This window comes from Streptomyces sp. NPDC000151, from assembly GCF_040301705.1.
GTDB lineage: Bacteria > Actinomycetota > Actinomycetes > Streptomycetales > Streptomycetaceae > Streptomyces.
In genome coordinates this window covers 1-26,840 of record NZ_JBEPFC010000016.1, presented here as the reverse complement: position 1 = coordinate 26,840, position 26,840 = coordinate 1, and the positions used below count along the sequence as shown (strand labels likewise).

General features: G+C 71.3%; 23 protein-coding genes. 11 read left to right on the top strand and 12 right to left on the bottom strand.

Annotated elements, in window-relative coordinates:
* Window positions 1-34: 34 nt before the first annotated feature.
* A complete protein-coding gene (locus tag ABT381_RS07805; protein ID WP_351589329.1) occupies window positions 35-937 on the top strand; it encodes a helix-turn-helix transcriptional regulator in 903 nt (300 codons plus the stop codon).
* Here ABT381_RS07805 and ABT381_RS07800 read toward each other — a convergent pair.
* Window positions 934-2,409 (bottom strand): MFS transporter, encoded by a 1,476-nt coding sequence (locus ABT381_RS07800; RefSeq protein ID WP_351589326.1) that lies wholly within the window; start codon window positions 2,407-2,409, stop codon window positions 934-936. The genes ABT381_RS07805 and ABT381_RS07800 overlap by 4 nt on opposite strands.
* Before the next feature lie 138 nt (window positions 2,410-2,547).
* Between ABT381_RS07800 and dusB the strand changes: the two genes are divergently transcribed.
* Window positions 2,548-3,687, top strand: a complete 1,140-nt coding sequence (gene dusB, locus ABT381_RS07795; RefSeq protein ID WP_351589323.1) for a tRNA dihydrouridine synthase DusB — start codon at window positions 2,548-2,550, stop codon at window positions 3,685-3,687.
* Between the two features lie 25 nt (window positions 3,688-3,712).
* Here dusB and ABT381_RS07790 read toward each other — a convergent pair whose 3' ends face one another.
* The gene (locus tag ABT381_RS07790; RefSeq protein ID WP_351589320.1) at window positions 3,713-4,840 is read right to left on the bottom strand and encodes an MBL fold metallo-hydrolase; all 1,128 of its coding nucleotides are present in this window, start codon (window positions 4,838-4,840) and stop codon (window positions 3,713-3,715) included.
* A 33-nt stretch (window positions 4,841-4,873) separates the two neighbouring features.
* On the bottom strand, window positions 4,874-6,385 hold the full coding sequence (locus ABT381_RS07785) for an APC family permease (RefSeq protein WP_351589317.1): 1,512 nt from the start codon (window positions 6,383-6,385) through the stop codon (window positions 4,874-4,876).
* 235 nt (window positions 6,386-6,620) lie between these two features.
* Here ABT381_RS07785 and ABT381_RS07780 point away from each other — a divergent pair, with 235 nt between their 5' ends.
* On the top strand, window positions 6,621-7,193 hold the full coding sequence (locus ABT381_RS07780) for a MarR family winged helix-turn-helix transcriptional regulator (protein WP_351589314.1): 573 nt from the start codon (window positions 6,621-6,623) through the stop codon (window positions 7,191-7,193).
* Window positions 7,194-7,206: 13 nt separating this feature from the next.
* Here ABT381_RS07780 and ABT381_RS07775 read toward each other — a convergent pair whose 3' ends face one another.
* Window positions 7,207-7,971, bottom strand: coding sequence for a gamma-glutamyl-gamma-aminobutyrate hydrolase family protein (locus ABT381_RS07775; RefSeq protein ID WP_351589311.1), 765 nt, complete (start codon window positions 7,969-7,971; stop codon window positions 7,207-7,209).
* A gap of 41 nt (window positions 7,972-8,012) precedes the next feature.
* Window positions 8,013-9,530, bottom strand: a complete 1,518-nt coding sequence (locus ABT381_RS07770; RefSeq protein ID WP_351589309.1) for an aldehyde dehydrogenase — start codon at window positions 9,528-9,530, stop codon at window positions 8,013-8,015.
* A gap of 52 nt (window positions 9,531-9,582) precedes the next feature.
* Here ABT381_RS07770 and ABT381_RS07765 point away from each other — a divergent pair, with 52 nt between their 5' ends.
* On the top strand, window positions 9,583-10,101 hold the full coding sequence (locus ABT381_RS07765) for a GntR family transcriptional regulator (protein ID WP_351589479.1): 519 nt from the start codon (window positions 9,583-9,585) through the stop codon (window positions 10,099-10,101).
* Window positions 10,098-10,877, top strand: coding sequence for a GntR family transcriptional regulator (locus ABT381_RS07760; RefSeq protein WP_351589307.1), 780 nt, complete (start codon window positions 10,098-10,100; stop codon window positions 10,875-10,877). The genes ABT381_RS07765 and ABT381_RS07760 overlap by 4 nt, the downstream gene beginning before the upstream one ends.
* Window positions 10,878-10,895: 18 nt before the next feature.
* Here ABT381_RS07760 and ABT381_RS07755 read toward each other — a convergent pair whose 3' ends face one another.
* Window positions 10,896-12,671 carry an amidohydrolase gene (locus ABT381_RS07755; RefSeq protein ID WP_351589304.1) on the bottom strand — a complete coding sequence of 592 codons (1,776 nt, stop codon included), beginning with the start codon at window positions 12,669-12,671 and terminating at the stop codon, window positions 10,896-10,898.
* A gap of 182 nt (window positions 12,672-12,853) precedes the next feature.
* Here ABT381_RS07755 and ABT381_RS07750 point away from each other — a divergent pair, with 182 nt between their 5' ends.
* The 3 genes from ABT381_RS07750 to ABT381_RS07740 all read left to right on the top strand — a co-directional run bounded on the left by ABT381_RS07750 (window position 12,854) and on the right by ABT381_RS07740 (window position 15,588).
* Complete coding sequence (locus ABT381_RS07750) at window positions 12,854-13,759, top strand: LysR family transcriptional regulator (RefSeq protein WP_351589301.1); 906 nt, start codon at window positions 12,854-12,856, stop codon at window positions 13,757-13,759.
* A gap of 114 nt (window positions 13,760-13,873) precedes the next feature.
* A complete protein-coding gene (locus tag ABT381_RS07745) occupies window positions 13,874-14,959 on the top strand; it encodes an S-(hydroxymethyl)mycothiol dehydrogenase (protein ID WP_351589298.1) in 1,086 nt (361 codons plus the stop codon).
* The gene (locus ABT381_RS07740) at window positions 14,959-15,588 is read left to right on the top strand and encodes an MBL fold metallo-hydrolase (protein ID WP_351589295.1); all 630 of its coding nucleotides are present in this window, start codon (window positions 14,959-14,961) and stop codon (window positions 15,586-15,588) included. Before ABT381_RS07745 ends, ABT381_RS07740 begins: the two co-directional genes overlap by 1 nt.
* A gap of 97 nt (window positions 15,589-15,685) precedes the next feature.
* On the opposite strand, the gene ABT381_RS07735 is transcribed toward ABT381_RS07740, so the two are convergent.
* Window positions 15,686-16,624, bottom strand: a complete 939-nt coding sequence (locus ABT381_RS07735) for a TIGR03619 family F420-dependent LLM class oxidoreductase (protein ID WP_351589292.1) — start codon at window positions 16,622-16,624, stop codon at window positions 15,686-15,688.
* A 148-nt stretch (window positions 16,625-16,772) separates the two neighbouring features.
* Here ABT381_RS07735 and ABT381_RS07730 point away from each other — a divergent pair, with 148 nt between their 5' ends.
* From ABT381_RS07730 to ABT381_RS07720, 3 genes are all read left to right on the top strand, one after another.
* Complete coding sequence (locus ABT381_RS07730; RefSeq protein WP_351589289.1) at window positions 16,773-17,498, top strand: type 1 glutamine amidotransferase; 726 nt, start codon at window positions 16,773-16,775, stop codon at window positions 17,496-17,498.
* Window positions 17,499-17,842: 344 nt separating this feature from the next.
* Window positions 17,843-20,644: a pyruvate, phosphate dikinase gene (gene ppdK / locus ABT381_RS07725; RefSeq protein WP_351589286.1), complete on the top strand. Its 2,802-nt coding sequence runs from the start codon at window positions 17,843-17,845 to the stop codon at window positions 20,642-20,644.
* Window positions 20,645-21,098: 454 nt separating this feature from the next.
* Window positions 21,099-22,163 (top strand): ArsR/SmtB family transcription factor, encoded by a 1,065-nt coding sequence (locus ABT381_RS07720; RefSeq protein ID WP_351589283.1) that lies wholly within the window; start codon window positions 21,099-21,101, stop codon window positions 22,161-22,163.
* Here the strand turns inward: ABT381_RS07720 and ABT381_RS07715 are convergent.
* The 5 genes from ABT381_RS07715 to pcaC all read right to left on the bottom strand — a co-directional run.
* Entirely contained in the window at window positions 22,103-23,041 is a 939-nt protein-coding gene (locus ABT381_RS07715; RefSeq protein WP_351589280.1) for a TauD/TfdA dioxygenase family protein, read from the bottom strand. The two genes, ABT381_RS07720 and ABT381_RS07715, sit on opposite strands and share 61 nt — an antisense overlap.
* Window positions 23,042-23,300: 259 nt before the next feature.
* Window positions 23,301-24,137, bottom strand: a complete 837-nt coding sequence (locus ABT381_RS07710; RefSeq protein WP_351589277.1) for a carbohydrate ABC transporter permease — start codon at window positions 24,135-24,137, stop codon at window positions 23,301-23,303.
* A gap of 3 nt (window positions 24,138-24,140) precedes the next feature.
* The gene (locus ABT381_RS07705) at window positions 24,141-25,055 is read right to left on the bottom strand and encodes a carbohydrate ABC transporter permease (protein WP_351589274.1); all 915 of its coding nucleotides are present in this window, start codon (window positions 25,053-25,055) and stop codon (window positions 24,141-24,143) included.
* On the bottom strand, window positions 25,052-26,320 hold the full coding sequence (locus ABT381_RS07700) for an ABC transporter substrate-binding protein (protein WP_351589476.1): 1,269 nt from the start codon (window positions 26,318-26,320) through the stop codon (window positions 25,052-25,054). Before ABT381_RS07700 ends, ABT381_RS07705 begins: the two co-directional genes overlap by 4 nt.
* 141 nt (window positions 26,321-26,461) lie before the next feature.
* Window positions 26,462-26,840 (bottom strand): 4-carboxymuconolactone decarboxylase (pcaC, locus tag ABT381_RS07695; RefSeq protein WP_351589271.1); only part of this gene is annotated, 379 nt, incomplete at its 5' end.

Genomic DNA, 26,840 nt, shown 5'->3' with positions numbered 1-26,840 from the left:
GGCAACCGGCTCGGCGGTGCGCCACCCTGGAAGCATGACCGTCACGGAACTCCCCGCGCCCGCCCGCGACGCCGCCCGGGTCCGCCGGCACGAGCTGGCCGCGTTCCTGCGCAGCCGCCGCGAACGCATCCCGCCGGAGCGGGTCGGTCTGCCGCGCGGCGCCCGCCGGCGCACCCCCGGGCTGCGCCGCGAGGAGGTCGCCCAGCTCGCTGCGGTCGGGGTCACTTGGTACACCTGGCTCGAACAGGCCCGGGACATCCACGTCTCGGCGCAGGTACTGGACGCGGTCGCGCGGGCGCTGCTCTTCGACGCCAGCGAGCGCGCGCACCTCTTCGCGCTCGCCGACGCGGTCGACCCGGCGCCCGGCGGCGAGTGCGCGGTGGTCTCGCCGGAGCTGCGGCAGGTGCTGGCGCAGCTGGAGCCGTTCCCGGCCTGCGTACAGAACCGGCGGTACGACATCCTCGCGTACAACCGCACGTACGGGCGGCTGCTGACCGACCTCGACGCGCTGGAGCCGCAGGACCGCAACTGCCTGTGGCTGACCTTCACACACCCGGAGTGGCGGGCCGCCGTGCCCGACCTGGAGAAGACGCTGGGGCAGATGACGGCCCGCTTCCGGGCCGCGATGGCCGAGCACGTCGCGGAGCCCGCCTGGAAGGCGCTGCTCAAGCGGCTGCAGCGGGCCTCGCCGGAGTTCCGGGAGCTCTGGGACCGGCACGAGGTGCTGTGTGCCAGGGCGAAGACCAAGACCTTCGACAACCCGGAGGTCGGGCTGGTGCGGGTGGCCAACACCCCGCTGTACGTCGGCGCGCGCGAGGGCATCCGGGTGACGGTGTACTCCCCGCAGGACGAGGCGTCGCGGCAGCGGCTGGAACGGCTGCGGGAGCTGGCGGTGGCGGCGGAAGCCGCGGGGACAGCGGAGGCCGTCGCGAGTTAGGGCTCCCGGTGGCTGGGCTCCTGGCGGCTCCCGGCCGCTCGGCCGTCCGCCGGGACTTCCTCCAGCTGGTGGGCCGCGCGGCGGGCCGTTTCGCGGGCCCAGCGGCCGCTGGTGAGGGCGCCGACGAGGAGGACGGCCAGGCCGCAGCCGGTGATGATCCACCAGGCCGGGCGGCCGGCGGCGGCGAACCGGTCGTCGGAGGCGGCAGCCCCGGCGCCGCTCGCCAGCACCGCGCCGATCACGGCCACACCCAGCGACTGGCCCACCTGGCGGCTGGTGGAGGCCACCGCGGCGGCGACCCCGGCCTGCGCGCGCGGCATCCCGGACACGGCAGTGTTGGTGATCGGCGCGTTGACCAGCCCGAAGCCGATGCCGAAGAGCACGTAACCGGTGAAGAGCAGCGGTGTACTGGTCTCCGCCTCGAAGCCGGCGAAGAGGACGCCGCTGATCGACATGCCCGTACCGGCCAGCAGCAGCGGCAGCCGTGGCCCGCGGGCGCCGACCAGCCGCCCGGACAGCGGCGCGAAGATCAGCGTCATCACCGCCATCGGCAGCATGTACAGGCCCGCTCCGAGCGCCGAGAGGCCGCGGATGTCCTGGAGGTAGAGCGTGTTGACGAAGAGGAAGCCGCCGAGCGCGGCGAACGCGCTCACGGCGATGACCGTGGCGCCGCTGAAGGGCGCGCTGCGGAAGAAGCGCAGCTCGATCAGCGGCTCGGTGCGCCGTCGCTCGTAGCCGATCAGCCCGGCGAGGGACAGTACGGCCAGCGCGACGCAGCCCGTGATCAGCGGCGAGCTCCAGCCCGCCTCGGGCGCCTCGATGATCGCGTACGTCAGCGAGCCGAGCAGCAGGACGACCAGGACCTGGCCCACGGGGTCCACGCGGCGCGGGTGGGGCGCGCGGGAGTGCGGGACGTAGCGGATGGTCAGGAAGAGCGCGAGCAGCCCGATGGGTACGTTGATCCAGAAGATCGCCCGCCAGTCGACGGCCTCCACGAGCAGCCCGCCGACCACCGGACCCGCGGCCATGCTCAGGCCGACCACACCGCCCCACACGCCGATCGCGCGGGCCCGTTCGCGCGGCTCGGTGAAGGTGTTGGTGATGATCGACATGGCGACGGGGTTGAGCATCGAGCCGCCCACCGCCTGGACCATCCGGAACGCCACCAGCCACGGCAGGCTCGGCGCGAGGCTGCACAGCAGCGAGCCGAGGGTGAAGACGATCAGGCCGGTCTGGAAGACCCGGCGGCGGCCGAGCCGGTCCGCCGTGGAGCCGGCCAGCATCAGCAGCGACGCCAGGACCAGGGTGTAGGCGTCGATGGTCCACTGCATACCGGACACGGAGGCGTCCAGGTCGCGGCGGAGGGACGGCAGGGCGACGTTGAGGACGGTGTTGTCCAGGCTGACGATCAGCAGGCTCATGCAGCAGATCGCCAGCACCAGCATCCGTCGCCGGTGGGTGAGCTCGGGCATGATTGAACGTTACAACGATTATCTGTGTGGGGGTCTGTGGCGGGCGGCCGCCCGGTCCCTGTACAGGTGCCCCGTCGCGTGCGGGACAATGGGAGGCCGCACCCGTCCCATGTACCCCGTCGAAGGAACCCGCTTCAGATGTCCTCGCTGCAGATCGGCCCGCACAGTGTGCAGCCCCCGGTGGTCCTCGCGCCGATGGCCGGGATCACCAACGCGCCCTTCCGGACCCTGTGCCGGGAGTTCTCGGGCGGCAAGGGTCTCTTCGTCAGCGAGATGATCACCACGCGGGCGCTGGTCGAGCGCAACGAGAAGACCATGCAGCTGATCCACTTCGACGCGACCGAGAAGCCGCGCTCGATCCAGCTGTACGGGGTCGACCCGGACACCGTCGGCAAGGCCGTCCGCATGATCGCGGACGAGGACCTGGCCGACCACATCGACCTGAACTTCGGCTGCCCGGTCCCGAAGGTGACCCGCAAGGGCGGCGGCTCGGCCCTCCCGTACAAGCGCCACCTGCTGCGTTCGATCCTGCGCGAGGCGGTCGGCAACGCCGGCTCGCTGCCCGTCACGATCAAGATGCGCAAGGGCATCGACGACGACCACATCACCTACCTCGACGCCGGGCGGATCGCGGTCGAGGAGGGCGTCACCGCCGTCGCGCTGCACGGCCGCACCGCCGCCCAGCACTACGGCGGCACCGCCGACTGGGAGGCCATCGCGCGCCTGAAGGAGCACGTCGGCGCCGTCAGCGACATCCCGGTGCTCGGCAACGGCGACATCTGGTCCGCCGAGGACGCGCTCCGGATGATGCGCGAGACCGGCTGCGACGGCGTGGTCGTCGGCCGCGGCTGCCTCGGCCGCCCCTGGCTCTTCGGCGACCTGGTCGCCGCCTTCGAGGGCCGCGAGGAGGACTACGCGCGGCCGACCATGAAGGAGGTCGCCGAGGTCATGGTCCGGCACGCCACCCTGCTCGGCGAGTGGCTGGGCGACGAGGCGCGCGGCGTGATCGACTTCCGCAAGCACGTCGCCTGGTACACGAAGGGCTTCGCGGTCGGCTCGGAGATGCGCCGCAAGCTCGCCGTCTCCTCCTCCCTCGCCGAACTCGCCGACCACCTCGCCGAGCTGGACCTCGACCAGCCGTGGCCGGCCGGCGCCGACGGCCCGCGCGGCCGCACCTCGGGCCGCAACAAGGTCGTCCTCCCGGACGGCTGGCTGGACGACCCGTACGACTGCGCGGGCGTGAGCGCGGACGCGGAGCTGGACACGTCGGGCGGCTGACCGCGCCCCGGCCTCCGCGGTCCGGTCATCGCCTCCGCAGCGGGATCTGCTGGAGGTCCTCGCCCGCGATGACCCGGCCCGAGAAGCCCTTGCCCGCGCGGCGGCGCCACTCCGCCGAGGAGACGTCCTTCGGGTCGGACGGGCAGATGTGGCTCAGGGCGAGGGTGTCGACGCCCGCGGCCTCGGCGATCGGGCCGACCTCCGTGACGTCCGTGTGCGACTGCAACATGTGATCCAGGTAGGCGGGCGGCAGTCCGGCGGCGCGGTAGAAGTCCGCGTCCATCACCTCGTGCACGAGGAGGTCGGCGCCCCGGGCGAGCCGTACGACGTTGTCGTGCCTGACCGTGTCGCCGGAGAAGACCACCGACCCGTGCTCCGTGTCGAACCGGAAGGCGTACGACGGGAAGACCGGCCCGTGGTCCACCAGGATCGCGGTCACCCGGACCGTCCCGTCGTCCCTCACCTCGAACGGCTCCATGGGCGGCGCGGTCGGGCCCAGCGGGTGGGCGCCCGTGCCCTCCGGCAGCTCGATCTCATGGGTACGGATGATGTCCCGGACATCCGCGATGTCGGAGTCCCGGATGAAGATGTTGGTGCTGTACGCGAACGCCTCGATCTGCTTCTCGGTGAGCCGCTTCAGGCCCGGGGTGGGGTGGTGCGGCGCGACGACCGGCGGGTCGTCGTTGTCGAAGGCGGGCGGCAGCGCACCGGCCGGGCCCGGCCCGTACACGTCCACCGGCTTGGTGATCAGGTCGTCCTCGTCGTTGGAGAGCTGCGCGCCGAGCAGGAAGAAGTTGTAGTAGTCGGCGATGTGGTCGGCGTGCAGATGGGTCAGGAAGATCGACTCGAGGTCGGCGAGCTTCAGGCCGGCCAGGCCGTACTGCGTCACGGCCGACCGTCCGCAGTCGATCACGTACGTTCGACCGTCCACGACCAGCGCGCTGGCGATGCCGCGCCGCGTCGCCTCCGGGGGCGGGCCCGCCGCGGTACCGAGCAGGACGAGGCGGGGGCCGTCGAGCGGGCGGACGCGAGGCGCGGCGGACGCGGCGGGGGCGGCTCCCAGGGCGGCGGCGGTCCCGCCGGCGAGCGTGGCGGCGCCGGTGGCGGCGAGCAGGTGGCGGCGGGAGACGGGCTTCCGGGGCTTGTCGGGCATGGCAGCTCCTCGAAGGGGGATGCGGGGCGGTGATCAGGGCGTGTCGTCCGTGGCGCAGGTGCCGATCGCGGCGTACGCGGCGGGGCGCGCCGCGCGCAGGTAACGGGCCCAGGCGGCGCCCAGCACGGCGGCCACGAGGACCAGGCAGGGCAGGATCCAGCGGAGCGGATTGCCGGGGCCGACGCCGAGCTGGACCTGGAAGTTGGTGAGCGCGAGGTAGAAGATCACGGCGAGGGCCACGGCCGAGAGCCCGGGGGCGATCAGCCGCTGCCACGCGCCCTCGTCCGTACGGCTGCCGCCCCGCCCCTCGTCCGTACGGCTGCCGCCACGGCGCGCGAAGTAACAGATCACCGCCACCGACGTGACGAGCAGCAGCAGGATGACGCCCAGCGCCCCGAGGTTGGTGAGCCAGGTGAAGACGTCGTCCACCGGGTCGCGGCCTGCCAGCGCGAAGAGCGCGGTCACGGCCACCGTCACCGCGGTCTGCGCGAGCGAGCCGCGCGCCGGGGAGCCGTACCGGGGGTGCAGCGCGCCCAGCCCGCGCGGCAGCACGCCTTCGCGGCCGAGGGAACGTACGTAACGTGCCACCGCGTTGTGGAAGGAGAGCAGTGCGGCGATCAGGGAGGTGATCAGGAAGAGTTGGGCCAGGTCGGAGAAGAGCGGGCCGAGGCTGTCCGCGCCCAGCGCGAACATCATCTCGGGGCCGTGCGCGGCGGCGTAGCGCACCGCGTGCCCGTCCCCGGCGCCGCTGATCATCGCCCAGGCCGTGCCGGCGTAGAAGACGCCGATGAGCGCGACGGCGGTGTAGGTCGCGCGGCCGATCGTGCGTCGCGGGTCCTTGCACTCCTCGCCGTACAGCGCCGCCGATTCAAATCCCATGAAGGCGGCGAAGATGCAGCACAGGGCGACGCCGAGCGCGCCGTCGGTGGCCGCGTGCCAGGTGAGCGGGGTCAGCGAGACGCCCTGCGGGGCGTGCCCGAACTGCGCGATGTCGAAGACCAGCACGGTCCCGGACTCGATGACGATGAGCACGGCGAGGACCTTGGCGCCCACGTCGATCCGCCGGTAGCCCAGCGCTCCGACCAGCGCCGTAGCGGCCAGTACGAGGGCCCACCACGGCACGTCCAGACCGGTGCGGGCCTTCAGGAAGTCGGCGGTGGTGGCGCCGAAGAGCCCGGCGATGCCGACCTGCATCGCGTTGTAGGAGACCAGCGCGACGAAGGCGGCGGCGACGCCCGCGGTGCGGCCGATGCCGTGCGCCGCGTAGGCGTAAAAGGCGCCGGCGCCGGTGATGTGCCGGCTCATCGCCGCGTAGCCCGCGCTGAAGACCGCCAGCAGGACCGCGATCAGCAGGTAGAGCAGCGGGATGCCGAGGACGCCGGTGACGCCGAGGGACTGCGGGATGCCGCCGGCCGCGACGGTGAGCGGCGCCGAGGCGGCGATGATGAAGAAGACGATGCCGGGGACGCCGATGCGGGGCGACGGGGTCGCGGGCGGTGCCGCGCCCGACGGGCGGGCGGCGGGAGCGCGTGGGTCGATGGCCATGCCAGGCTCCTGGGGCGGGGATGATGGGGCACGAGCGCGCGGCGCGGGCGTACGGGCGAGCGGCGGGGGAGGCCGAGCTGGGCAGGCGGTGCTGGGCAGGCGATGTTGGGGAGGCCGCGATATCGTTTGAGCCCGTACGGATCGCGGTGCGGCAGATCGTACGACCACAAACGACACCCGGCAAGGGTCCGGGCGGGTTCGCAGGAAGGTGTGGGGAGATGCGGGAGAAGCCGTGGTGACCGGCCACCGTTCCATCGGGGACACGGAGAAGGCGGTACAGGCCAAGCTCGGTGAGACGCCCATCCGGCACGCGCAGATGGCCGCGGTGGGCAACATCTACCGGGCCGCCGCCGCGGTCCGGCAGCACTTCGAGAACTCGGTGCTGCGCGGCGCCGAGCTGACCTGGACCTCGTTCGTGGTGCTGTGGGTGGTGTGGATCTGGGGCGAGATGGAGACCCGGCGGGTCGCCGAGGAGGCCGGCATCTCCAAGGGCACGCTCACCGGCGTCGCCCGCACGCTCCAGGGGCGCGGCCTCATGGAGCGCAGCGGGCACCCGACCGACGGCCGGCTCGCGCTGCTCTCCCTCACCCCGGCGGGCGAGGAGCTGATGGCGGAGATCTTCCCGCAGTTCAACGCCGAGGAAGCGTTCGTCACCGACGACCTCAGCGACGCCGAGGCCCGCCAACTGGCCGACCTGCTGCGCCGGATCGTCGTCCGGGTCGAGACGGACGGCGAACAGCGCCGCCTGGATCTCCTGAACGGCGCGGAACCGCGCCCGCGGCGGAGCGGACGGCGGGCGCGCGGGTAACGGGGGCAACGCGCTACGAGGCGGCCGCCACCAGCGCGTCGAACAGCCCCTGCTGCGCCGGGTCCTTCGCCGCGGTGTCCTCCGGGTGCCACTGCACGGCGGCGAACCACCCCTTCCCGTCCGGCAGTTCCAGCGCCTCGACCGTCCCGTCGGCGGCCCGGCCGGTCACCGCGAGCCCGTCCCCGAGCCGGTCCACGCACTGGTGGTGGAAGCAGGACGCGTCGACCCGCTCCGTACCGGCCGCGCGGGCCACGGCCGACCCGCTCGTCAGCCGTACGGGATGCACGACGTGCCGGTGTTCCCGGTCCGGGCCTCCCATGTCCTGCCGCAGCGTGCCGCCCAGCGCGACGTTCACGGCCTGCAGCCCGCGGCAGACGGCGAGCGTGGGCAGCCCGGCCCCCAGCGCGTACCGGGCGACGGCCAGGTCGAACGCGTCCTGCTCCTCGTCCACGTCGTACACGCTCTCGTGCACGGCCGCCTCCGCCGCCGCGTACAGCCGCGGCGTCAGGTCCCCGCCACCCGGCAGCAGCACCCCGTCACAACGCGCCAGCCGGCCGGCGACCTCCGCCTCGTCCACCCGCCCCTCGGGCGCGTACGGATGCATCATGAACGGCTCACCACCGGCCCGCAGCACGGCATCGGCGAGCGCCCGCGCGGTCACCACCGCCTCATACCGCAGCGCGGACGTCGATGCGGAGAACCGCTGGGGCAGAGCGATCAGCGGCCGTACGCGGGGCCGTACGCGGGGACGTACGCCGGCGTGCGTGCGGATACTCACAACCGAATCCAATGAATCCAAGTGGTCTCGCGCTCGGGTGCTCACAACTGAATCCAAGTGGTCTTGAGCTCGGTGTACTTCTCCAGCGCATGCGCTGACTTGTCGCGGCCGTTGCCGGACTGCTTGTAGCCGCCGAAAGGCACGGTCAGGTCGCCCTCCTCGTAGCAGTTGACCCAGACCGTGCCGGCGCGCAGGGCGCGCGAGACGGTGTGCGCGGTGCTGAGATCGCCGGTCCACAGCCCCGCCGCCAGCCCGTACTCGGTGTCATTGGCCAGCGCCACCGCCTCCTCGACGCTGTCGAAGGTCAGCACGGAGAGCACCGGCCCGAAGACCTCCTCGCGGGCCACGGCCATGTCCGGGGTGACCCGGTCGAAGACGGTGGGCCGGAGGTACGTACCGCCGGGCACGGGCGCCGGATCGAGCGGCGCGCCACCGGTACGGAGCCGGGCGCCGGCCGCGCGGGCCGCGTCGATGTGCCCGCGTACGGCGTCCAGCCGGGCCGTGCCCGCCAGCGCGCCCATCTCGGTCGCCGGATCCAACGGATCACCGACCCGCAGCGCTTCGGCACGCGCGACCACCGCGTCCGTCACCCGCTCCGCGACCGAGGAGTGCACGAGCAGCCGGGACGGCGCGGTGCACATCTCGCCCTGGTTGAAGAAGATGCCCCAGGCGGCGGTGGCCGCGGCGGCGTCCAGGTCCGGGGCGTCGGGCAGCACGATGTTGGGGGACTTGCCGCCCAGCTCCAGCCAGACCCGCTTGAGGTTGGAGTCGGCGGCGTAGCGCAGGTAGTGGCGGCCGACGGCGGTGGAGCCGGTGAAGGCGAGCACGTCGACGTCCGGGTGCAGGCCGAGGGCGCGGCCGGCGGTCGGCCCGTCGCCCGCGACGACGTTCAGCACGCCGCCCGGCAGCCCGGCCTCCTCCATGGCCTCGTCGACGAGCCTGCCGAGGTACAGGGCGGAGAGCGGGGTCAGCTCGGAGGGCTTGAGCACGACGGTGCAGCCGGCGGCCAGCGCCGGGGCGATCTTCCAGGCGGCGAGCGTGAGCGGAAAGTTCCAGGGCACGACCGCACCGACCACACCGGCCGGCTCCCGCGTGACGAGCGCGAGCGCACCGGGATCGGTATGCGGCACTTCATCATGCAGCTTGTCGGCGAGCTGCCCGTACCACCGGAAAGTCCCGGCGACGGCCCGCAGTTCGATCCCGTACGACTCTGCGATCGGCTTGCCGTTCTCCAACGAGATCAGCGCCGCGACCTCGGAGCGGTGCTCTTCGACGAGATCGGCAATCCGCAGCAGGACACGCCCCCGGTCGGCGGGGGCGAGCCGCGGCCAGGGCCCGGAGTCGAACGCCCGGCGGGCCGCCGCCACCGCAAGATCGACCTCCTTCTCCCCGCCATCGGCGACGGTGGCGATCACCGAGCCGTCCCGAGGCGCGACCACCCCGAACACCGCCCCGCCCCCGTCCTCCTCCCGCCCCCCGATCCGATGCCGCCCCACCGGCACAAGCCGCCCGGCGACATGCACCCAGTCCTCGTAACTGCTGTCGAGCGTGGGCCCCATCGCGGCCTCCTTCTCTGGTGGTGGCGAGATCCGGCAAGAGCAAGAATATTGTTTGGGATCAAACAACATCTGTAAAGCCCTACGGGGATGGGGGCGCGGCGGGGCGTGGGAGGCCGCGGCCAAAGGGGGGCGGGGGACGCAGCGGGTCGTCCACGCCGGTGAAGTTCCCGCGCCGGCGGAGGTGGCGGAACTGCTCGGCGTGGCCGTCGGCGAACCGGTTGTCGTGCGCCGTCGCGTGATGCTTCTCGACGACCAGCCATGTGAGTTGACGGACACGTACTACCCGGCGGAGATCGCCCGTGGGACTGGGCTCGCCGGTACCGCGAAGATCCGCGGCGGCGCGGTGCGGTTGCTCGCCGACCTCGGTCACGTCGGCGCCCGGGTCCGTGAGGACGTGCTCGCCCGGATGCCGGACCGGGCGGAGCGCGAGGCCCTGCAGCTCCCACCGGACGAGCCGGTACTGCAACTGGTCCGCCTCACAGTGGACAGTACCGACCGCCCCATCCAGGCCGACGTGATGGTCATGCGGGCGCGGAGCGCCCGGCTGCGCTACGAGATCGGGATCGGATGACCGTGCCCAAGCCACTGCCCGACGACTGCGACCGACGGTCGCTTCACGAACGCATCGCCGCCGACCTGCGTGACGAGATCATGAGCGGCGACCTGGCGCCGGGGTCATCACTGCCGTCCACGGCGCAACTCAAGGAACGGTTCAGCGCGTCGAACGCCACCGTGCAGAAGGCCGTCGGTCTGCTGAAGGATGAGGGCCTGGTCGTCGGCCGGGCCGGTGCCGCTGTCTCCGTCCGTACGCATCGGCAGCACACGGTACGGCCTGCCGCTTACATGGCACCGGCGGCCCCTGGAGAGCCGTACCCCTGGGTGGCCGATGCGCCGAAGCCGGGAATACGGGCGCGGAGCGAGCTGCTCGACGTCTCGGAGGCCGTGCCGCCGGCCGACGTACGCGCCGCCCTCAACATCGCCGCGGATGACCGAGCGCTGCTGCGCCGGCAAGTACTCACGGTGGATGAAGAGCCCGTGGAACTGGTCGCCTCGTACTACCCGCTCGCGCTCGCGCGGGGCACGGCCCTCATGGAGCGCCGCAAGATCAAGGGCGGTACGCCTGCTCTCCTCGCCCACGAGGGACATCCGCCACGCCTCAGCGTGGACAGCGTCTCCGCACGGGTGCCGACGCAAGAGCAGTACACGCTCCTGCAGCTCCCCGGCAGTCTGCCGGTCCTCCGTACGCTGCGCACCGTGTACACCGACAGTGGCCTGCCCATCGAGGTCACCGTCATGGTCAAAGCCGGGCATCTGTACGAGCTGCGTTATGAGTTCACGCCGGAGTGATGGGCGCCTGCGCTTCGGTCAGTGGGTGGCGTGGACCACCTCGCCGTTGAAGACGGTCATGGTGACCGGGAGGGACGGGATGTCTTCCGGGGGTGTGTGGAGGAGGTCGCCGGACAGGACGCAGAGGTCGGCGGCTTTGCCGGGTTCCAGGGTGCCTTTCCAGGACTCGGCGAAGTCCTGGCGGGCGGCGTGGGTGGTGTACGCGCGCAGGGCCGTGCGGAGGTCGACGCACTGGTCGGGGCCGCTGGGGCGGCCGGTGGCCTTGGAGCGGCGGAGGAGCATGGAGGAGACGCCGGCGCGCCAATTGGGGTAGGTGATGGGGGCGTCGGAGCTGGCGGTGACGGGGATGCCGGCGTCGACGGCGCTGCGTACGGGCCACTGGTACGCCGAGCGTTCCGGGCCGACGACGTCGTCCATCAGGTCGGCGATGGCGTCCTTGACGCCGGGGTTCATGTTCGCGCCCCAGCCGTGCTTCGCCAAGGTGGCCAGCGCGCGGGGCGAGGCGAAGTCGCCGTGGATGATGTAGTGGCGGGCGTCCGGGCGCGGGTGGGCGAGTTGGGCGGCCACGAAGGCCTCCACGACCGCGTCGATGCCGGCGTCGCCGGTGATGTGGACGCCGAGTTGGTGGCCTCTGACGTGGGCCTGGCGGACGATGGCCGTGAGTTCCTCGACGCGCTGGGTGTCGGTGTGGCCGTGCAGGCAGAGGCTGCCGCGGCCGCCGCCGTTCGCGTACTCCTCGGACATCCAGGCCGTACGGCTGGGCGGTACCCCGTCGGCGAAGAGCTTGACGCCGAGGACGGAGAGGAGCCGCGGGTCGGCGCCATCGCAGAGCCCCTCGAGGGCAGCCAGGCGGTCGGGGAGGTCGGCCGCCGCGCCGCCCATTTCGAGGGGCAGGAGCAGGACGTTGACGCGTGCCCGGAGTTGGCCCTCGCGCGCCATCCGCGCGTACACCTTCAGCGTGGCGGTGTCGGCGGAGCCGAGGAAGAGGCTCTTGCCGCCGGGCCCGAGCCCCGGCTCGGTGAAGCTGGTGATGCCTTCGGCGTGGCAGACGTCGATCGCGGCCCGGATCGCGGCCTCGCGCGCGGCCTCGGTCATGGGCGGGATGACGGTGTTGACCAGTTCCTGGGCGCTCTCGCGGAGGATGCCGGTGAGGGCGCCGTCGGCGCGCCGCTCGACGACACCGCCCGGCGGTACGGCGGTGTCCTCGGTGATACCCGCCGCCTCCAGGGCGCGGGAGTTGAGCCAGGCGGTGTGCCCGGAGAACTCGTACAGCAGGACCGGGTGGTCGGGGGAGACCTCGTCCAGGTCCCAGCGGGTGGGCGTGCGGGCGCCGTCCCTGCGGCACTCGGCGAGGTAGCCGATGTCCCAGCCGTTGCCGAAGATCCAGGTCCCGGGCGGCTGCCGGTCCGCCTGGGCGCGTACGGCCGCGCGGATGTCCGCGATCGAGGACACGGCGGGGGTCGAGACGTCGACGGCGAGCGGCGGGCGGGTGGCGCCGAACGCGCAGCCGTGGAGGTGCGAGTCGTTGATGCCGGGCAGGACGGTGCCGCCGGCGAGGTCGACGACCTCGGTACGCGGGCCGATGAGCGGGCGCAGTTCGGCGGTGGTCCCGGTGGCGGCGATGCGACCGCCGCGCACGGCGACCGCCTCGGCCGTACGGAACGCGGCGTCGAGGGTGAGCACCTGGCCGTTGAGCAGGACGAGGTCGGCGGGGAGGTCGGTGGGGAGGTCGGTGGGGAGGGAGAGATCAGTTGGGCGGACGAGGTCGGTGGGGAAGTCGGCGGGTTCGGGCACTGCAGCCCCTTAAGGACGGACGGTGGGTACGGCGGCTGGTCGTTTGGGGTCAAACTTAAAGTGCGGAAGTGGGGGCGGCGCAAGAGGGCGGCGGGGGGATTTTGGTCCCGCGCGCAGTGCCGTACGCTGCGGCGAGCGCGACCCGTATCGCTCCCCGGTCCCAGCATCTACAGTGCTTAATCGTGGAACTCAGGCACCTGGAACACTTCGTCGCCGTCTCCGAGGAGCAGCACTTCACGCGCGCCGCTGAACGGCTGCACATCGCCCAGTCCGGCCTGTCCGCCTCCGTACGAGCGCTGGAACGCGAACTCGGCGCCGATCTCTTCGCCCGCACCACCCGCCGCGTCCAGCTCACCGCCGCAGGCCGGGCCTTCCTCGTGGAGGCGCGCCGCACGCTGGCCGGCGCCGCCGCGGCGCGGGAGGCGGTCGCGGCCGTACGCGGCCTGTTCACCGGCACCCTCGCCGTCGGCACCGAGCAGTGCATGGGCATCGTCGACCCGGTCTCGCTCCTGGCCGACCTGCGCGGCCGCCACCCCGGCATCGAGGTCCACATGGTCCAGTCCGGCTCGGCGCACCTGCTCGGGGAGGTCCGCCGCGGCGCCCTGGACCTGGCGTTCGTCGTGTACGACGGGCACGAGGAGGGCGTGCGCATCCGCCCCGTGGCGACCGAGCCGATGATGCTGCTGTGCCGCCCGGACCACCCGCTCGTCTTCAGCGGCGAGCCGCTCGCGGCGTACGGCGGCGAACCGCTGCCCCCGCAGGCGCTCGCCGGCGAGGTCTTCGTCGACCTGCACCGCGACTGGGGCGCCCGGCGGGCCGCCGACGCGCTGTTCGCCGCCGCGGGCACGCGCCGCACGGTGGCGATGGAGGTCAACGACGTGTACACGCTCCTCGACCTGGTCGCGCGGGGGATGGGCGTCGCGGTGGTGCCCCGCCCGGTCACGCACAAGGATCAGGCGCGCGGGCTCGCCGCGGTACCGCTCGCCGCCGACACCGTGTGGAACGTCGGCATCGCCGTGCCCCGCAGCGGCCGGCTCTCGCCCGCGGCCCAGGCACTGCTGGCGTCCATTGAGCACGACCAGCGATGAATGTGATCAGAACTGGATGTTGGACGCGGTACCCGCGCGAGCGCGAGGGTGGACCCGGGGGCGGGCAGGACAGGAGTCCCGTCCCACGAACTGACATGGCGAAAGGCTGCTCCCATGGCGCAGGAAGTACGCGGAGTCATCGCACCGGGGAAGAACGAGCCGGTACGGGTGGAGACGATCGTGATCCCGGACCCCGGTCCGGGTGAGGCGGTCGTGCAGATCCAGGCGTGCGGTGTGTGCCATACGGACCTGCATTACAAGCAGGGCGGGATCAATGATGAGTTCCCGTTCCTGCTGGGACACGAGGCCGCCGGTGTCGTGGAGTCGGTGGGTGAGGGCGTCACGGACGTCGTCCCGGGCGACTTCGTCATTCTGAATTGGCGTGCGGTGTGCGGGCAGTGTCGGGCGTGTCTGCGAGGGCGTCCGCAGTACTGCTTCGATACGCACAATGCGCGGCAGAAGATGACGCTGACGGATGGTACGGAGCTGTCGCCGGCGCTGGGCATTGGCGCGTTCGCGGAGAAGACGCTGGTGGCGGCGGGGCAGTGCACCAAGGTCGACCCCAGCGTCTCGCCCGCCGTGGCCGGGTTGCTGGGCTGTGGCGTGATGGCCGGGATCGGTGCGGCGATCAACACCGGCAATGTGGGCCGGGGTGACTCGGTTGCGGTGATCGGCTGTGGTGGCGTGGGTGATGCGGCGATTGCGGGTGCTCGGTTGGCGGGTGCTGCGAAGATCATTGCGGTGGATATCGACGACCGGAAGCTGGCGACCGCCAAGACGATCGGTGCCACGCACACGGTGAATTCCAAGACCGTGGACCCGGTGGAGGCGATCCGTGAGCTGACCGGCGGCTTCGGCGCGGATGTGGTCATCGAGGCGGTGGGGCGTCCGGAGACGTACAAGCAGGCGTTCTACGCCCGTGACCTGGCCGGGACTGTCGTGTTGGTGGGGGTGCCGACGCCGGAGATGACGTTGGAGTTGCCGTTGCTGGATGTGTTCGGGCGGGGTGGGGCGTTGAAGTCGTCCTGGTACGGGGACTGTCTGCCCTCCCGTGACTTCCCGATGCTGGTCGACTTGCATCAGCAGGGGCGGATTGACCTGGGTGCGTTTGTGACGGAGACGATCGGGATCGAGGATGTGGAGAAGGCGTTCGCGCGGATGCATGAGGGCGACGTTCTCCGTTCGGTGGTGGTGCTGTGATGGCGGCACGCATCGAGCAGCTCGTCACCTCCGGGACGTTCTCCCTTGATGGCGGGACGTGGGACGTCGACAACAACGTATGGATCATCGGTGATGACAACGAAGCAGTCGTCATCGATGCTGCGCACGACGCCGAGGCCATCCTGCAAGCCGTCGGGGACCGTCGGCTGCTGGCGATCATTTCCACGCACGCGCACAACGACCACATCGACGCCGCGCCGGAACTCGCGGACCGGGCCGCAGCGCCGGTCCTGCTGCACCCGGACGACTGGCCGCTGTGGAAGCTGACGCACCCCGAGCGGCTGCCGGACGGTGAGCTGGGGGACGGGCAGGTCTTCACGGTGGCCGGTACGGAGCTGACCGTGCTGCACACGCCGGGGCACGCGCCCGGCGCGGTGTGCCTGTACGCGCCTGCGCTGGAGGCCGTGTTCACCGGGGACACCCTGTTCGCGGGCGGGCCCGGCGCGACCGGGCGGTCGTTCTCGCACTTCCCGACCATCGTCGAGTCCATCAAGGAACGGCTGCTCGGCCTGCCGCCGCAGACGAAGGTGTTCACCGGCCACGGTGACGGCACCACCATCGGGGACGAGGCACCGCACCTGGAGGAGTGGATCGCTCGCGGCCACTGAGAGCCGTTTCCGGATCCGCACACCGCACCTGCGCCACACCACACACCGCACCTGCGCCACACCACGTGCCGCGCAGGTGCCCCCGTATCGCCTGACCTCAGGACGTCAGCCGCTCCACCCGCCGCATCACCTCGCGGCAGAAGCGGCCGACGTCCTGCGGGTCGTCGGTGAACTGCGACGGTTTGATGCAGAACGTACCGAAGCCCTGCGCCATCTGCTCCGGCACGCTCTCCAGCGCGCGGCCCAGGTCGGCCACCGCGTCCGGGCCGGGGAAGACCGCCCGCGTACCGCCGATCATCTCCAGCTCGTCCATCGAGCGGCCGGCCTCCGCCATCGCCGCCCGCAGCTTCTCCAGCTCCTCGGGGGCCGGCCGGCCCAGCGGGTTGAAGCCGTGGCCGTACCGGACCAGGCGGCGCAGCAGCGGGCCGTGCAGTGAGCCGCCGCCGAACCACAGTTCCGGGCCGCCGGGCCGGTACGGCTTGGGCTCCAGGTAGACGTCCTCGAAGCGGTAGTGATCGCCTTCGAAGGACGCGGGGGAGGGCTGCCACAACTGATCCCAGGCGGCCAGGTGCTCGTCGAGCAGCTTGCCGCGCCGGGCGAAGGGGACGTCCAGCGCCGCGTACTCGTCGCGGCTCCAGCTCACCGTCGGCAGGACGACCAGCCGGCCCTTGCTGAGCAGGTCCAGGGTGGCCAGCTCCTTGGCGAGGACGAGGGGGTGGCGGAGCGGGGCGAGGATCGCGCCGGCGACCAGCCGCAGGCGTTCGGTCACGGCCGCGATCGCGCTCAGCAGGACGAGGGAGTTGGGCCAGGGGGTGCGTGGGTCCTGGTTCCCGGGGAGCGCGTACTCGCGGGGGTTGGGCATCACGCCGAGCGCGCCCGAGTCGGGGCCGAGGACGAGGTGCTCGCTGAGCATGACGGAGTCGAAGCCGGCGTCCTCCGCCTCGCGGGCCCAGCGGACGAGCGCTTCGAGGTCACAGCGGCCGCCGGTCATGGTCCAGTTCTCGCTGAGCACGAGCAGCATGCGGGGGGATGTCATACGGCGGCCTCCGGAGCATTGTTGTTTGAGGTCAAACGATAAGTCGGAGGGCCGGGCGGCTCAAGGGGTGCGGCGCACTCGTGGGCGCCAGTAAATTTGATCCCAAACGATATGCCCGTACGCACCGAACGCATCGAACGAGGTCCCCATGACGCAGCGCGCCCTGGTCATCGCCCACGACCACCTCTCCGCCGCCGGCCACGTCGGCGACCGGCTGGCGCAGCGCGGATACGTGCTCGACGAGCTGCTCGTGGTCCCCGCCGAGCGGTACGCGACTCCGGACGTCGAGCCCCGATTCCCGGCGGCCGCCGAATATGACCTGATCCTGTCGCTCGGCGCGCCCTGGTCGGTGAACCGCATGAACGAGTGGATACGGGCGGAGCTCGACCTGCTGCGGGACGCGCAGCGGCTGGGCATACCCGTGCTCGGCATCTGCTTCGGCGGGCAGCTGCTGGCCGCCTCGCTCGGGGGCTCAATTGAGCGCGCCCCGCGCTTCGAGCTCGGCTGGACGGAGGTCGAGGCGGACGAGCCGGGACTGGTGGGGCCGGGGCCGTGGTTCCAGTTCCACGGCGACCGGTGGCTGCTCCCGGAGGTCACCCCGCAGGCCGGTCTGCCGCTCCGCGAGCTCGCGCGCAATGAGGTCGCGTCGCAGGCGTTCGCCTGCGGGCGGTCGCTGGGCGTGCAGTTCCATCCGGAGCTGACGCCCGAGGTGCTGCGGGCCTGGTTCGACGGGGACGACGAGGGCATCGCGGAGGCGCTCGGGGCCGACCCCGACGCGCTGGTCAAGGAGGTGCGGGCGGCGCTTCCCGAGGCGCGGGAGCGGGCGTACGCGCTCGTGGACGCCTTCCTGGAGCGGGTGGCGGCGGCGGGATGACAGCGGCGTTTCGTGTCCGCGGACGGGTCCGGATGGTGGGATCGGCGGGCCTCGGAGCGCGTGATTCTCGCCACCCTTGATAAGGGTCGCGCTCAGATGAGCGATTCATCAGGTTTCTATGTCTCCAAAGCTGGCACTGGGTGCCATCGTGATTGAGTTCAGATGATCAAGGCAACCGTCGCGCTCCGTACAGAATCAGCCATGATCATCGATACCTTCCGGAGTCATGCCTTCAGAAGGTGTATGCATACAGCCAGGACCGGCAACTTTCGATCTGTTGGCTGACGCCGGGTTACGGGCGTATGTCGACCGAGTGGACGTACCCATGCGCCTTCGATCTGGGTATGTTCCTGGCCGTCAGGGCAGCCCGTCCGCGAGGAGTCAGTCCCGTGTCGGAAACACAAGATCCCCACGTATCCCCGTCCGCCGACGCGGTGAAGTTCGTCTACGACTTCACCGAGGGCAACAAGGACCTGAAGGATCTGCTCGGCGGGAAAGGTGCGAACCTCGCCGAGATGACCAATCTGGGACTTCCCGTCCCGCCCGGTTTCACCATCACGACCGAGGCGTGCAAGGAGTACCTGGAGAGCGGCGAGGAACCGGCGGCACTGCGTGCCGAGGTCTCCGCGCATCTGGACGCCCTTGAGCGCCAGATGGGCAAGAAGCTCGGGCAGGCGGACAACCCGCTGCTCGTATCGGTGCGTTCCGGTGCGAAGTTCTCCATGCCCGGCATGATGGACACCGTGCTGAACATCGGGCTCTCGGACGAGTCGGTGAACGGCCTCGCGCAGCAGGCCGGTTCCGAGCGCTTCGCGTGGGACTCGTACCGCCGCCTCATCCAGATGTTCGGCAAGACCGTGCTCGGCGTGGACGGCGACCTCTTCGAAGAGGCGCTGGAGGACGCCAAGAAGGCCAAGGGCGTGAAGGTTGACGTCGAGCTGGACGCGGCCGACATGAAGAAACTGGTCGGGCAGTTCAAGGAGATCGTCTCCACCGAGACGAAGCGGGACTTCCCGCAGGACCCGCGCGAGCAGATGGACCTCGCGGTGCGCGCGGTCTTCGACTCGTGGAACACCGACCGGGCGAAGCTGTACCGGCGCCAGGAGCGCATCCCCGGCGACCTCGGCACGGCGGTCAACGTCTGCTCGATGGTCTTCGGCAACCTCGGCCCGGACTCCGGTACCGGCGTCGCCTTCACCCGCGACCCGGCCAGCGGCCACCAGGGCGTGTACGGCGACTACCTGCAGAACGCGCAGGGCGAGGACGTCGTGGCCGGCATCCGCAACACGGTCCCGCTCGCGGACCTGGAGTCGATCGACAAGACGTCGTACGACCAGCTGATGCAGATCATGGAGACGCTCGAGACGCACTACAAGGACCTGTGCGACATCGAGTTCACCATCGAGCGCGGCAAGCTGTGGATGCTGCAGACCCGCGTCGGCAAGCGCACCGCGGGCGCGGCCTTCCGCATCGCCACGCAGCTCGTCGACCAGGGCCTGATCGACGAGGCCGAGGCGCTGCAGCGGGTCAACGGCGCGCAGCTCGCGCAGCTGATGTTCCCCCGCTTCGACGAGAAGGCGCTGCGTCCAAAGGGTGGGAGGGCCGAGCTGCTGGGCCGCGGCATCGCCGCCTCGCCGGGCGCGGCCGTCGGCAAGGCCGTCTTCGACTCGTACACCGCCGTGAAGTGGTCGCGTTCGGGCGAGAAGGTCATCCTGATCCGCCGCGAGACCAACCCCGACGACCTCAACGGCATGATCTCCGCCGAGGGCATCCTCACCTCGCGCGGCGGCAAGACCTCGCACGCCGCCGTCGTCGCCCGCGGCATGGGCAAGACCTGTGTCTGCGGCGCCGAGGAGCTGGAGGTCGACACCAAGCGGCGCTGCCTGACCGCGCCCGGCGGCGTGGTCATCGAGGAGGGCGACGTCGTCTCCATCGACGGCTCGACCGGCAAGGTCTACCTCGGTGAGGTGCCGGTCGTCCCGTCCCCGGTCGTCGAGTACTTCGAGGGCCGCATGCACGCGGGCGCCGACGACGCCGACGAGCTGGTCAAGGCCGTGCACCGGGTCATGGCGTACGCGGACCGGGTGCGCCGGCTGCGGGTACGCGCCAACGCCGACAACGCCGAGGACGCGGCGCGCGCCCGCCGGTTCGGCGCGCAGGGCATCGGCCTGTGCCGCACCGAGCACATGTTCCTCGGTGAGCGGCGCGAGATGGTCGAGCGGCTGATCCTCGCCGACACCGGTGAGGAGCGCGAGGCCGCGCTCTCGGAGCTGCTGCCGCTCCAGAAGGGCGACTTCGTCGAGCTCTTCGAGTCGATGGACGGGCTGCCGGTGACGGTGCGGCTGCTGGACCCGCCGCTGCACGAGTTCCTGCCTGACATCACCGAGCTGTCGGTGCGCGTCGCGCTCGCCGAGTCCCGCAAGGACTCCAACGAGAACGATCTGCGCCTGCTCCAGGCCGTGCACCGGCTGCACGAGCAGAACCCGATGCTGGGCCTGCGCGGCGTCCGCCTCGGCCTGGTCATCCCCGGCCTGTTCGCCATGCAGGTACGGGCGATCGCGGAGGCCGCGGCCGCGCGCCGGGCCGCCAAGGGCGACCCGCGTGCGGAGATCATGATCCCGCTGGTCGGCACCGTCCAGGAGCTGGAGATCGTCCGCGAGGAGGCCGAGCAGGTCATCGCCGAGGTCGAGCGCGCCCACGGTGTGGATCTGGGGCTCACCCTCGGCACGATGATCGAGCTGCCCCGTGCCGCCCTCACGGCCGGGCAGATCGCCGAGTCCGCCGACTTCTTCTCCTTCGGTACGAACGACCTCACGCAGACCGTGTGGGGCTTCTCCCGGGACGACGTGGAGGCCAGCTTCTTCACCGCGTACCTGGAGAAGGGCATCTTCGGCGTCAGCCCGTTCGAGACGATCGACAAGGACGGCGTGGGCTCGCTCGTACGGAACGCCGCGGAGGCCGGGCGGGCCACCCGCCCCGACCTCAAGCTCGGCGTGTGCGGCGAGCACGGCGGCGACCCGGAGTCGGTGCACTTCTTCCACGAGGTGGGCCTGGACTACGTGTCCTGCTCGCCGTTCCGCATCCCCGTGGCGCGCCTGGAGGCGGGCCGCGCGGCGGCGGAGTCCAAGGGCAGCGACAGCCGCTGACCCCGCGAACCCGCCTGTCTGTCGGCGTCGGGCGCCGGCAGACAGGCGTCCCAACGGCCGCTCCGGCGGCCTGCAGTACGACCGGAGCCATCAGCTGGTGTACCCGACCCTCACCCTGGTAGGTGGCTCCGGTTCCGCGAAACGAGGGCGGCACCTGTGCGGAGGTGCCGCCCTCGCCTTTTCCGGACTCCCCCCTCGGGAGCTGCCGCCGCCAGCTCGGCCCGGGCGGCGGCCTTCGGTGGGTAGCGGGACGGCCGGTGATGACTCGTCACCCCCCACGGGTCCGAGCAATCCGTGCCATCCGTATCGCCACCGAATTGAGCAACAGCATTCCGGGAGTTCGCTCCCGACGCGACCCTTTTCAAGACTGGCCAAAAGGGCGTGGTGACCCCACGTGGCCGAGTGCATACTCGGGGCTCGGGGGCCGACAACGAATGGCGATGGTGGGGTTTCGGTGCTGCGCGTCCATTTCAGTGGACCGGATCTGGCCCGCGTGCGGATCGCCGCACGCCCTGATGTGCTCTGGGAGACCGTTTTAAGTTTCCACCGACTTCGCGACCGGCAGGGTGGTACGACGCTGAACGAATGGCGTACGGAAACCCGCTCCCGGTTGAATGGTGAAACACGTTATCTCGCCCCGCTCATCCCTACCAAGGGATATTTTCCCGATTTCCTGACGCCCCCCGAGGGACTGCTGGGAATCGATGACGCACTCGCCGCGCTGAAGGCGACTCCGGCCCCGCGATTGCACCGGGACCTCACCCGGCTGACCGAGGGCCGCCCGCCCCAGCCGTGGCTGCGCGACCTCGCCCAGGGCGACACCCGGCCGCTGCACCGGCTGGCCGGCGTCCTGCGGCACTACCACGACGCGGCCATCGCACCGTACTGGCCGCACCTCCAGGCCCGTATCGAGGCGGACCGGGCGACCCGCGGCCGGGCCCTGCTGGACGGCGGCGCCGACCGGCTGCTCGGCTCGCTGCCGCCCATGATGCGCTGGCGGCCGCCCGTCCTGGAGGCCGACTACCCGGTCGACCGCGACCTGCGCCTGGACGGGCGCGGGCTGCTGCTGGTCCCGTCGTTCTTCTGCCGCCGCACCCCGGTCACCCTGTACGACCCGGAGCTCACGCCCGTCCTGGTCTACCCCGTCGAGCACCAGGCACCGCGGCCCACGGCCCCCGCGGCGCCCGGCCGTTCGCTCGGCAAGCTCGTCGGCCGCACCCGCTCCGCGATCCTGCGGGGCATCGGCGGCGGCTGCACCACCAGCGAACTGGCCCGGCGCGCCGAGGTGTCGCTCGCCTCCGCGAGCCAGCACGCGACCGTGCTGCGGGAGGCCGGGCTGCTGGTCACGCTGCGCCAGGGCAACGCGGTCCTGCACACCCTCACTCCGCTGGGCGCGGCCCTCATACGGGGCGGCGGCGCCGCGGAGGACGCGGGCGCCGCCGGGTACGACCTGACGGGCTACTCCGGGCGGTCGCCCGCGATCGCGACCCGCTCGGCGACCCGCCCGTGCGGGGCGTAGTCGGCCACCGCGTAGTGCTGCGTCGCCCGGTTGTCCCAGAACGCCACGTCGCCCGCCTGCCAGCGGAACCGCACCTGGTACTCCGGCACATGGGCCTGCTGGAACAGCAGCCGCAGCATCCGGTCGCTCTCCGCGCGGTCCCAGCCCACGATGCGGGTGGTGAAGGAGGTGTTGACGAACAGCATCTTGCGGCCGGTCTCCGGGTGGCGGCGCACCACCGGGTGCTCGACCGGCGGGAACTGCTCCTGGAGCGGGACGAGTCGCTCGGCCGGGTAGAAGCGAGAGAAGCCGGGGATGAAGTCGTGCACGGCGCGGGCGCCGTCGATACGGTCCTTCACCTCCTGCGGCAGGTTGTCGTACGCGGCCGCCATGTCGGCCCACATCGTGTCCCCGCCGAACGGCGGCACCTCGCGCAGCTGGAGCACCGCGCCCAGCGCCGGCCGCTCCCGGAAGGTCACGTCCGTGTGCCAGACGTTCTCGAAGGTGGGCGCCGTGGGGTCCTTCTTGTCGAACCGCACCACCTCCTCGCTGTCCCCGCGCGCCAGCAGCGGATTGGTCTCCAGCGCGCCCCAGTTGCGGGCGAAGTCGGCCTGCGCGGCGGAGGTCAGGTGCGCGCCGCGGAAGAAGAGCACCTTCCACTCCAGCAGCGCCCGGTTCAGCTCGGCGCGCAGCGCGTCGTCCAGCGGCCGGGACAGGTCGACGCCGCGGATCTCGGCGCCGATGGTGCGGCCCTGCGGCACGACCTCGAAGCGCTCGTACGGCTGGGTCTCCCAGCCCTCGGGGAGCCGGTTCAGGACGCGTACGCCTTCGTAGAGGCCGTCGGCGGGGATGCGGTGGTCGCGCAGGGCAGGGGCGGTGGGTACGGCGATGGCCGTCATCTGATCCTCCTGGAGAGACCAAAGGCTGCGGAACGTGCGGAAGCCCGCAAAAAGGGGAAAACGGAAAAGGGGGGGGAGGGAGAAGGCGCCGGGAGCGGGCAGGCTCAGCGGCGCGAGGAACAGGCGGCCGGGGGCGAACCCACTCGGCCACGGCGGCTCAGGAAGCTGAGACCGCGGGGCGCGCACTCACCGCGGGGGCCGCAGAACTGCGGCTCCTGCTCACGGGAGGTCGGTCGCGCCATCATGTTGGCACCGTACATCAATCGTCGATGCCTGTCCGCTCCACCCCGGCGACGATGTACCGCTGCAGCAGGAAGAAGACCAGGATCAGCGGCGCGATGGAGACCGCGGCCGCGATGAACAGCTCGTGCAGATTGACGTTCTGCGCGGTGGTGAACGTCGACAGCGCCACCTGCACCGTCCACGCCTCGCGGTCCTGGCCGATCACCAGCGGCCACAGGAAGGCGTTCCACGCGCCGATGAAGACGATCGTGCCGACCGCCGCGAACACCGGCCGGGAGTTCGGCACCACCACCCGCCAGTACGTCCGCCAGTACCCCAGCCCGTCCACCCGCGCCGCGTCCTCCAGCTCCCGCGGGAAGCCGAGGAAGTACTGCCGGAAGATGAAGCACGCGAAAGCGGAGAAAAGGGTGGGGATGATCAGCCCGCGCAGGGTCGAGATCCAGCCGAGGGAGGAGACCAGTACGAAGCTGGGTACGAAGGTGACCGCGGCCGGGACCATGAGCGTGCCGAGGATCACGTAGAAGACCGCGTTCGCGTGCCGGTACGGGATGCGGGCCAGGCCGTAACCGGCCAGCGAGGCCAGCAGCAGCGTGCCCAGCGTCGTGGCCACCGCGATCACCGTGGAGTTCAGCAGCGCCCGCGCCATCGGCAGATTCGGGTCCGCGAACAGCTCGGCCAGGTTGCCCCACCGCAGCGAGCGCGGGAAGAACGTCCAGTCCGGCGCGGTGATGTCCGCCTCGGTCGCCAGCCCGTTGCGCAGCAGCAGGTAGAACGGGATCAGGAAGAGCAGCGCGAGGACGATCAGCAGGACCAGCCGCAGGGCCCGGCCCGCCCGGATGAGTGCCTGGTCCACCGGTCAGTCCTCCTTGCGGCCCAGCCCGAACCAGCGGGCCTGGACGATGGTCGCCACCGCGATGATCAGCGCGAGGATCACCGCGCCCGCGCTGCCGAGCCCGAGATTCTGCTCCCGGCCGAGCGCGATGTAGTACAGGTAGACCAGCGGCGGCCGGGCGTAGGGCGGATAGCCGCGGGCGTCGGAGAGCAGGTTGTAGAACTCGTCGAACGCCTGGAAGGCGTTGATGACGAGCAGCAGCACCACCGCCACGGAGGTGGCCCGCAGCTGCGGGAAGGTGATGTGCCGGAAGGTCTGCCAGCCGGGCTTCGCGCCGTCCACCGCGGCCGCCTCGTACAGCCGCGGCGAGATCCGCTGCAGCCCGGCCAGGAAGAGGATCATGTAGAAGCCGGCCTGCAGCCACAGCCGTACGGTCACGATCACCAGCCAGTACCAGGGCGGATGCGTCGTCGACAGCCACGCCGTCTGGTCCGCGCCGAACCACCCCAGCACCGTGTTGGCCAGCCCGAACCGCACGCCGTTGAACACCGACAGCTTCCACACCAGCGAGGCGACCACGTAACTGCACGCGGTGGGCAGGAAGAAGACCGACCGGAAGAACGCCTGCGCCACCCGCACCCTGTTGACCATCAGCGCCAGCCCGAGCGAGAGCGCATACGTCGCCGGCACGATGAACACCGAGAACAGCAGGAACGTGCCCAGGCTGCGGAGGAACGCGTCGTCGCCCAGCATCGACACATAGTTGTCCAGCCCGACGAACTTCGTCGGCGTCACGGTGTTGTGCGCGTCGAAGAAGCTGAGCCAGACACTCCACAGCAGCGGTACGTACGTGAACAGGGCCAGCCCGACCGCGAACGGACCGACGAACACCCAGAACCACAGATTGCGGTTCTGGGGCCCCAGCAGCCTGCGGATCACTTCTTCTTGACCCGCTGGAGTTCCGCCTGGGTCTTCCGCACGACCGACTTCAGCTCCGACTCCGGGTTCGCGCCGTCCTTGATGATGCGGCTCACCGCGTCCTGGTAGGCGGTCTTGGCGGCGGTGGTCCACAGCAGCGGCTCGGCGTACCCGAGGTCGGTGGCGTACGTGACGGCGTCGGCGGCCGCGCCCGAGCGCAGCTCCTTCGCCTTCTTCGCCAGGGAGATCCGGGCCGGGATGTGGAAGCCGTAGGAGAGCGCGAAGTCGCGCTGGTAGTCCGTGCGGTCGATCCACAGCCACTTCGCGAAGGCCACCGCCTCCTTCTTGTGCTTGCTGCGCGCGCTGACCGCCGAGCCGTACGCGCCGACCGGCACGGCGTCCTTGCCGCCGGAGCCGTCCTTCGGGAACGGCAGCACCCCGAAGTCGCTCCCCAGCGCCTTCTTCACCTGCGGCAGTGCCCACAGCCCCGACCACTGCATCGCGGTCAGCCCCTGCGTGAACGCGGCCGGGTCGGACCAGTCGGCGGGCGCGCCGAGCAGCAGGGACTTGTCCGCGTACAGCTCGTGGAGCTTCCCGAGCGTGCGGGCGGCTGCCGGGTCGTCGAAGCCGACCTTGCCGTCGTCGGTGACGATGGAGAGCCCGGCGGCGTGCAGCGGGGTGCCGCCGAGCGCGCCCGCGCCCCCGTCGTTCCCCAGGAACAGCCCCTTGACCTTGTCCTTCCTGCCCTTGGCAGTCAACTCCCGTGCCGCGTCGACCAGTTCGTCGAGGGTGCGGGGCGGTTTCACCCCGGCCTGCACCAGCATGCTCTTGCGGTAGAAGAGCAGCTGCATGTCGATGACCTGGGGGATCGACCAGATCTTGTCCTGCCAGATCTTCGGCGCGAGGACCGCCTGGTTGAAGTCGTCCTTGACGGGCTCGACCGCGGACGTCAGATCGGCGACCTGGCCGCCGCGGATCTGGTCCAGCGTCGGCCCGTTGACCTCGAAGACGTCAGGGCCCGAGTCGGTCAGCAGGGCGGCGGCGGTCTGCCGGTCGTAGTCGCCGGGGCGCCACTGGACGGTGACCTTCGCCCTGTCGTACGCGGCGGCGTACCGCTGCACGGCCTGCTCGGTGCCGGCCTCGCCGTACTGGTGGTACCACTGGCTCAGCGCCGGTCCCGAACTCCCGCCGCCCCGGCCGGTATTGGAGCCGCATGCCGCCAGTGCGCCGGTGAGCGCGATGCCGCCGCCGGCCGCCAACAGCCGCCGTCTGCCGATGTCCGTCATGCCTGCTGCCCCCAGCGCTCGTCGATGATCGACCGGTGCGGCGACCACTCTGCCGCACCGGTGTGATGCACGCATGGCAACAACGTGAAACGCGCAACAGATCATTCCGGACCGGGGACATCACCCCTCCCGCCGCGCGGGTCACTCCAGTTCGGCGAGCGCCTCCTGGGCGATGCCGAAGGCGGCGTTGGCGGCCGGGACGCCGCAGTAGACGGCGCTCTGGAGGAGGACCTCGCCGATCTCGTCGGGGGTGAGGCCGTTGCGTACCGCGGCCTTTACGTGCATGGCCAGTTCGGCGTGGTGGCCGTGGGCGACCAGCGCGGTCAGTGTGATGCAGCTGCGGGTGCGGCGGTCCAGAGTGTCGCCGGTCCAGATCTCGCCCCAGGCGTAGCGGGTGATGAAGTCCTGGAAGCGGGAGGTGAAGGCGGTCTTCCTGGCCTCGGCGCGGTCCACGTGGGCGTCGCTCAGGACGGCGCGGCGGACGGCCATGCCGGCGGCGCGGCGGCCCGCGTCGTCGGAC

Coding starts and splice junctions, on each gene's coding strand:
- ABT381_RS07805 (WP_351589329.1), top strand. CDS start 35: ATGACCGTCACGGAACTCCCCGCGCCCGCCCGCGACGCCGCCCGGGTC.
- ABT381_RS07800 (WP_351589326.1), bottom strand. CDS start 2,409: ATGCCCGAGCTCACCCACCGGCGACGGATGCTGGTGCTGGCGATCTGC.
- dusB (WP_351589323.1), top strand. CDS start 2,548: ATGTCCTCGCTGCAGATCGGCCCGCACAGTGTGCAGCCCCCGGTGGTC.
- ABT381_RS07790 (WP_351589320.1), bottom strand. CDS start 4,840: ATGCCCGACAAGCCCCGGAAGCCCGTCTCCCGCCGCCACCTGCTCGCC.
- ABT381_RS07785 (WP_351589317.1), bottom strand. CDS start 6,385: ATGGCCATCGACCCACGCGCTCCCGCCGCCCGCCCGTCGGGCGCGGCA.
- ABT381_RS07770 (WP_351589309.1), bottom strand. CDS start 9,530: ATGGGGCCCACGCTCGACAGCAGTTACGAGGACTGGGTGCATGTCGCC.
- ABT381_RS07760 (WP_351589307.1), top strand. CDS start 10,098: ATGACCGTGCCCAAGCCACTGCCCGACGACTGCGACCGACGGTCGCTT.
- ABT381_RS07745 (WP_351589298.1), top strand. CDS start 13,874: ATGGCGCAGGAAGTACGCGGAGTCATCGCACCGGGGAAGAACGAGCCG.
- ABT381_RS07740 (WP_351589295.1), top strand. CDS start 14,959: ATGGCGGCACGCATCGAGCAGCTCGTCACCTCCGGGACGTTCTCCCTT.
- ABT381_RS07735 (WP_351589292.1), bottom strand. CDS start 16,624: ATGACATCCCCCCGCATGCTGCTCGTGCTCAGCGAGAACTGGACCATG.
- ABT381_RS07730 (WP_351589289.1), top strand. CDS start 16,773: ATGACGCAGCGCGCCCTGGTCATCGCCCACGACCACCTCTCCGCCGCC.
- ppdK (WP_351589286.1), top strand. CDS start 17,843: ATGTTCCTGGCCGTCAGGGCAGCCCGTCCGCGAGGAGTCAGTCCCGTG.
- ABT381_RS07715 (WP_351589280.1), bottom strand. CDS start 23,041: ATGACGGCCATCGCCGTACCCACCGCCCCTGCCCTGCGCGACCACCGC.
- ABT381_RS07700 (WP_351589476.1), bottom strand. CDS start 26,320: ATGACGGACATCGGCAGACGGCGGCTGTTGGCGGCCGGCGGCGGCATC.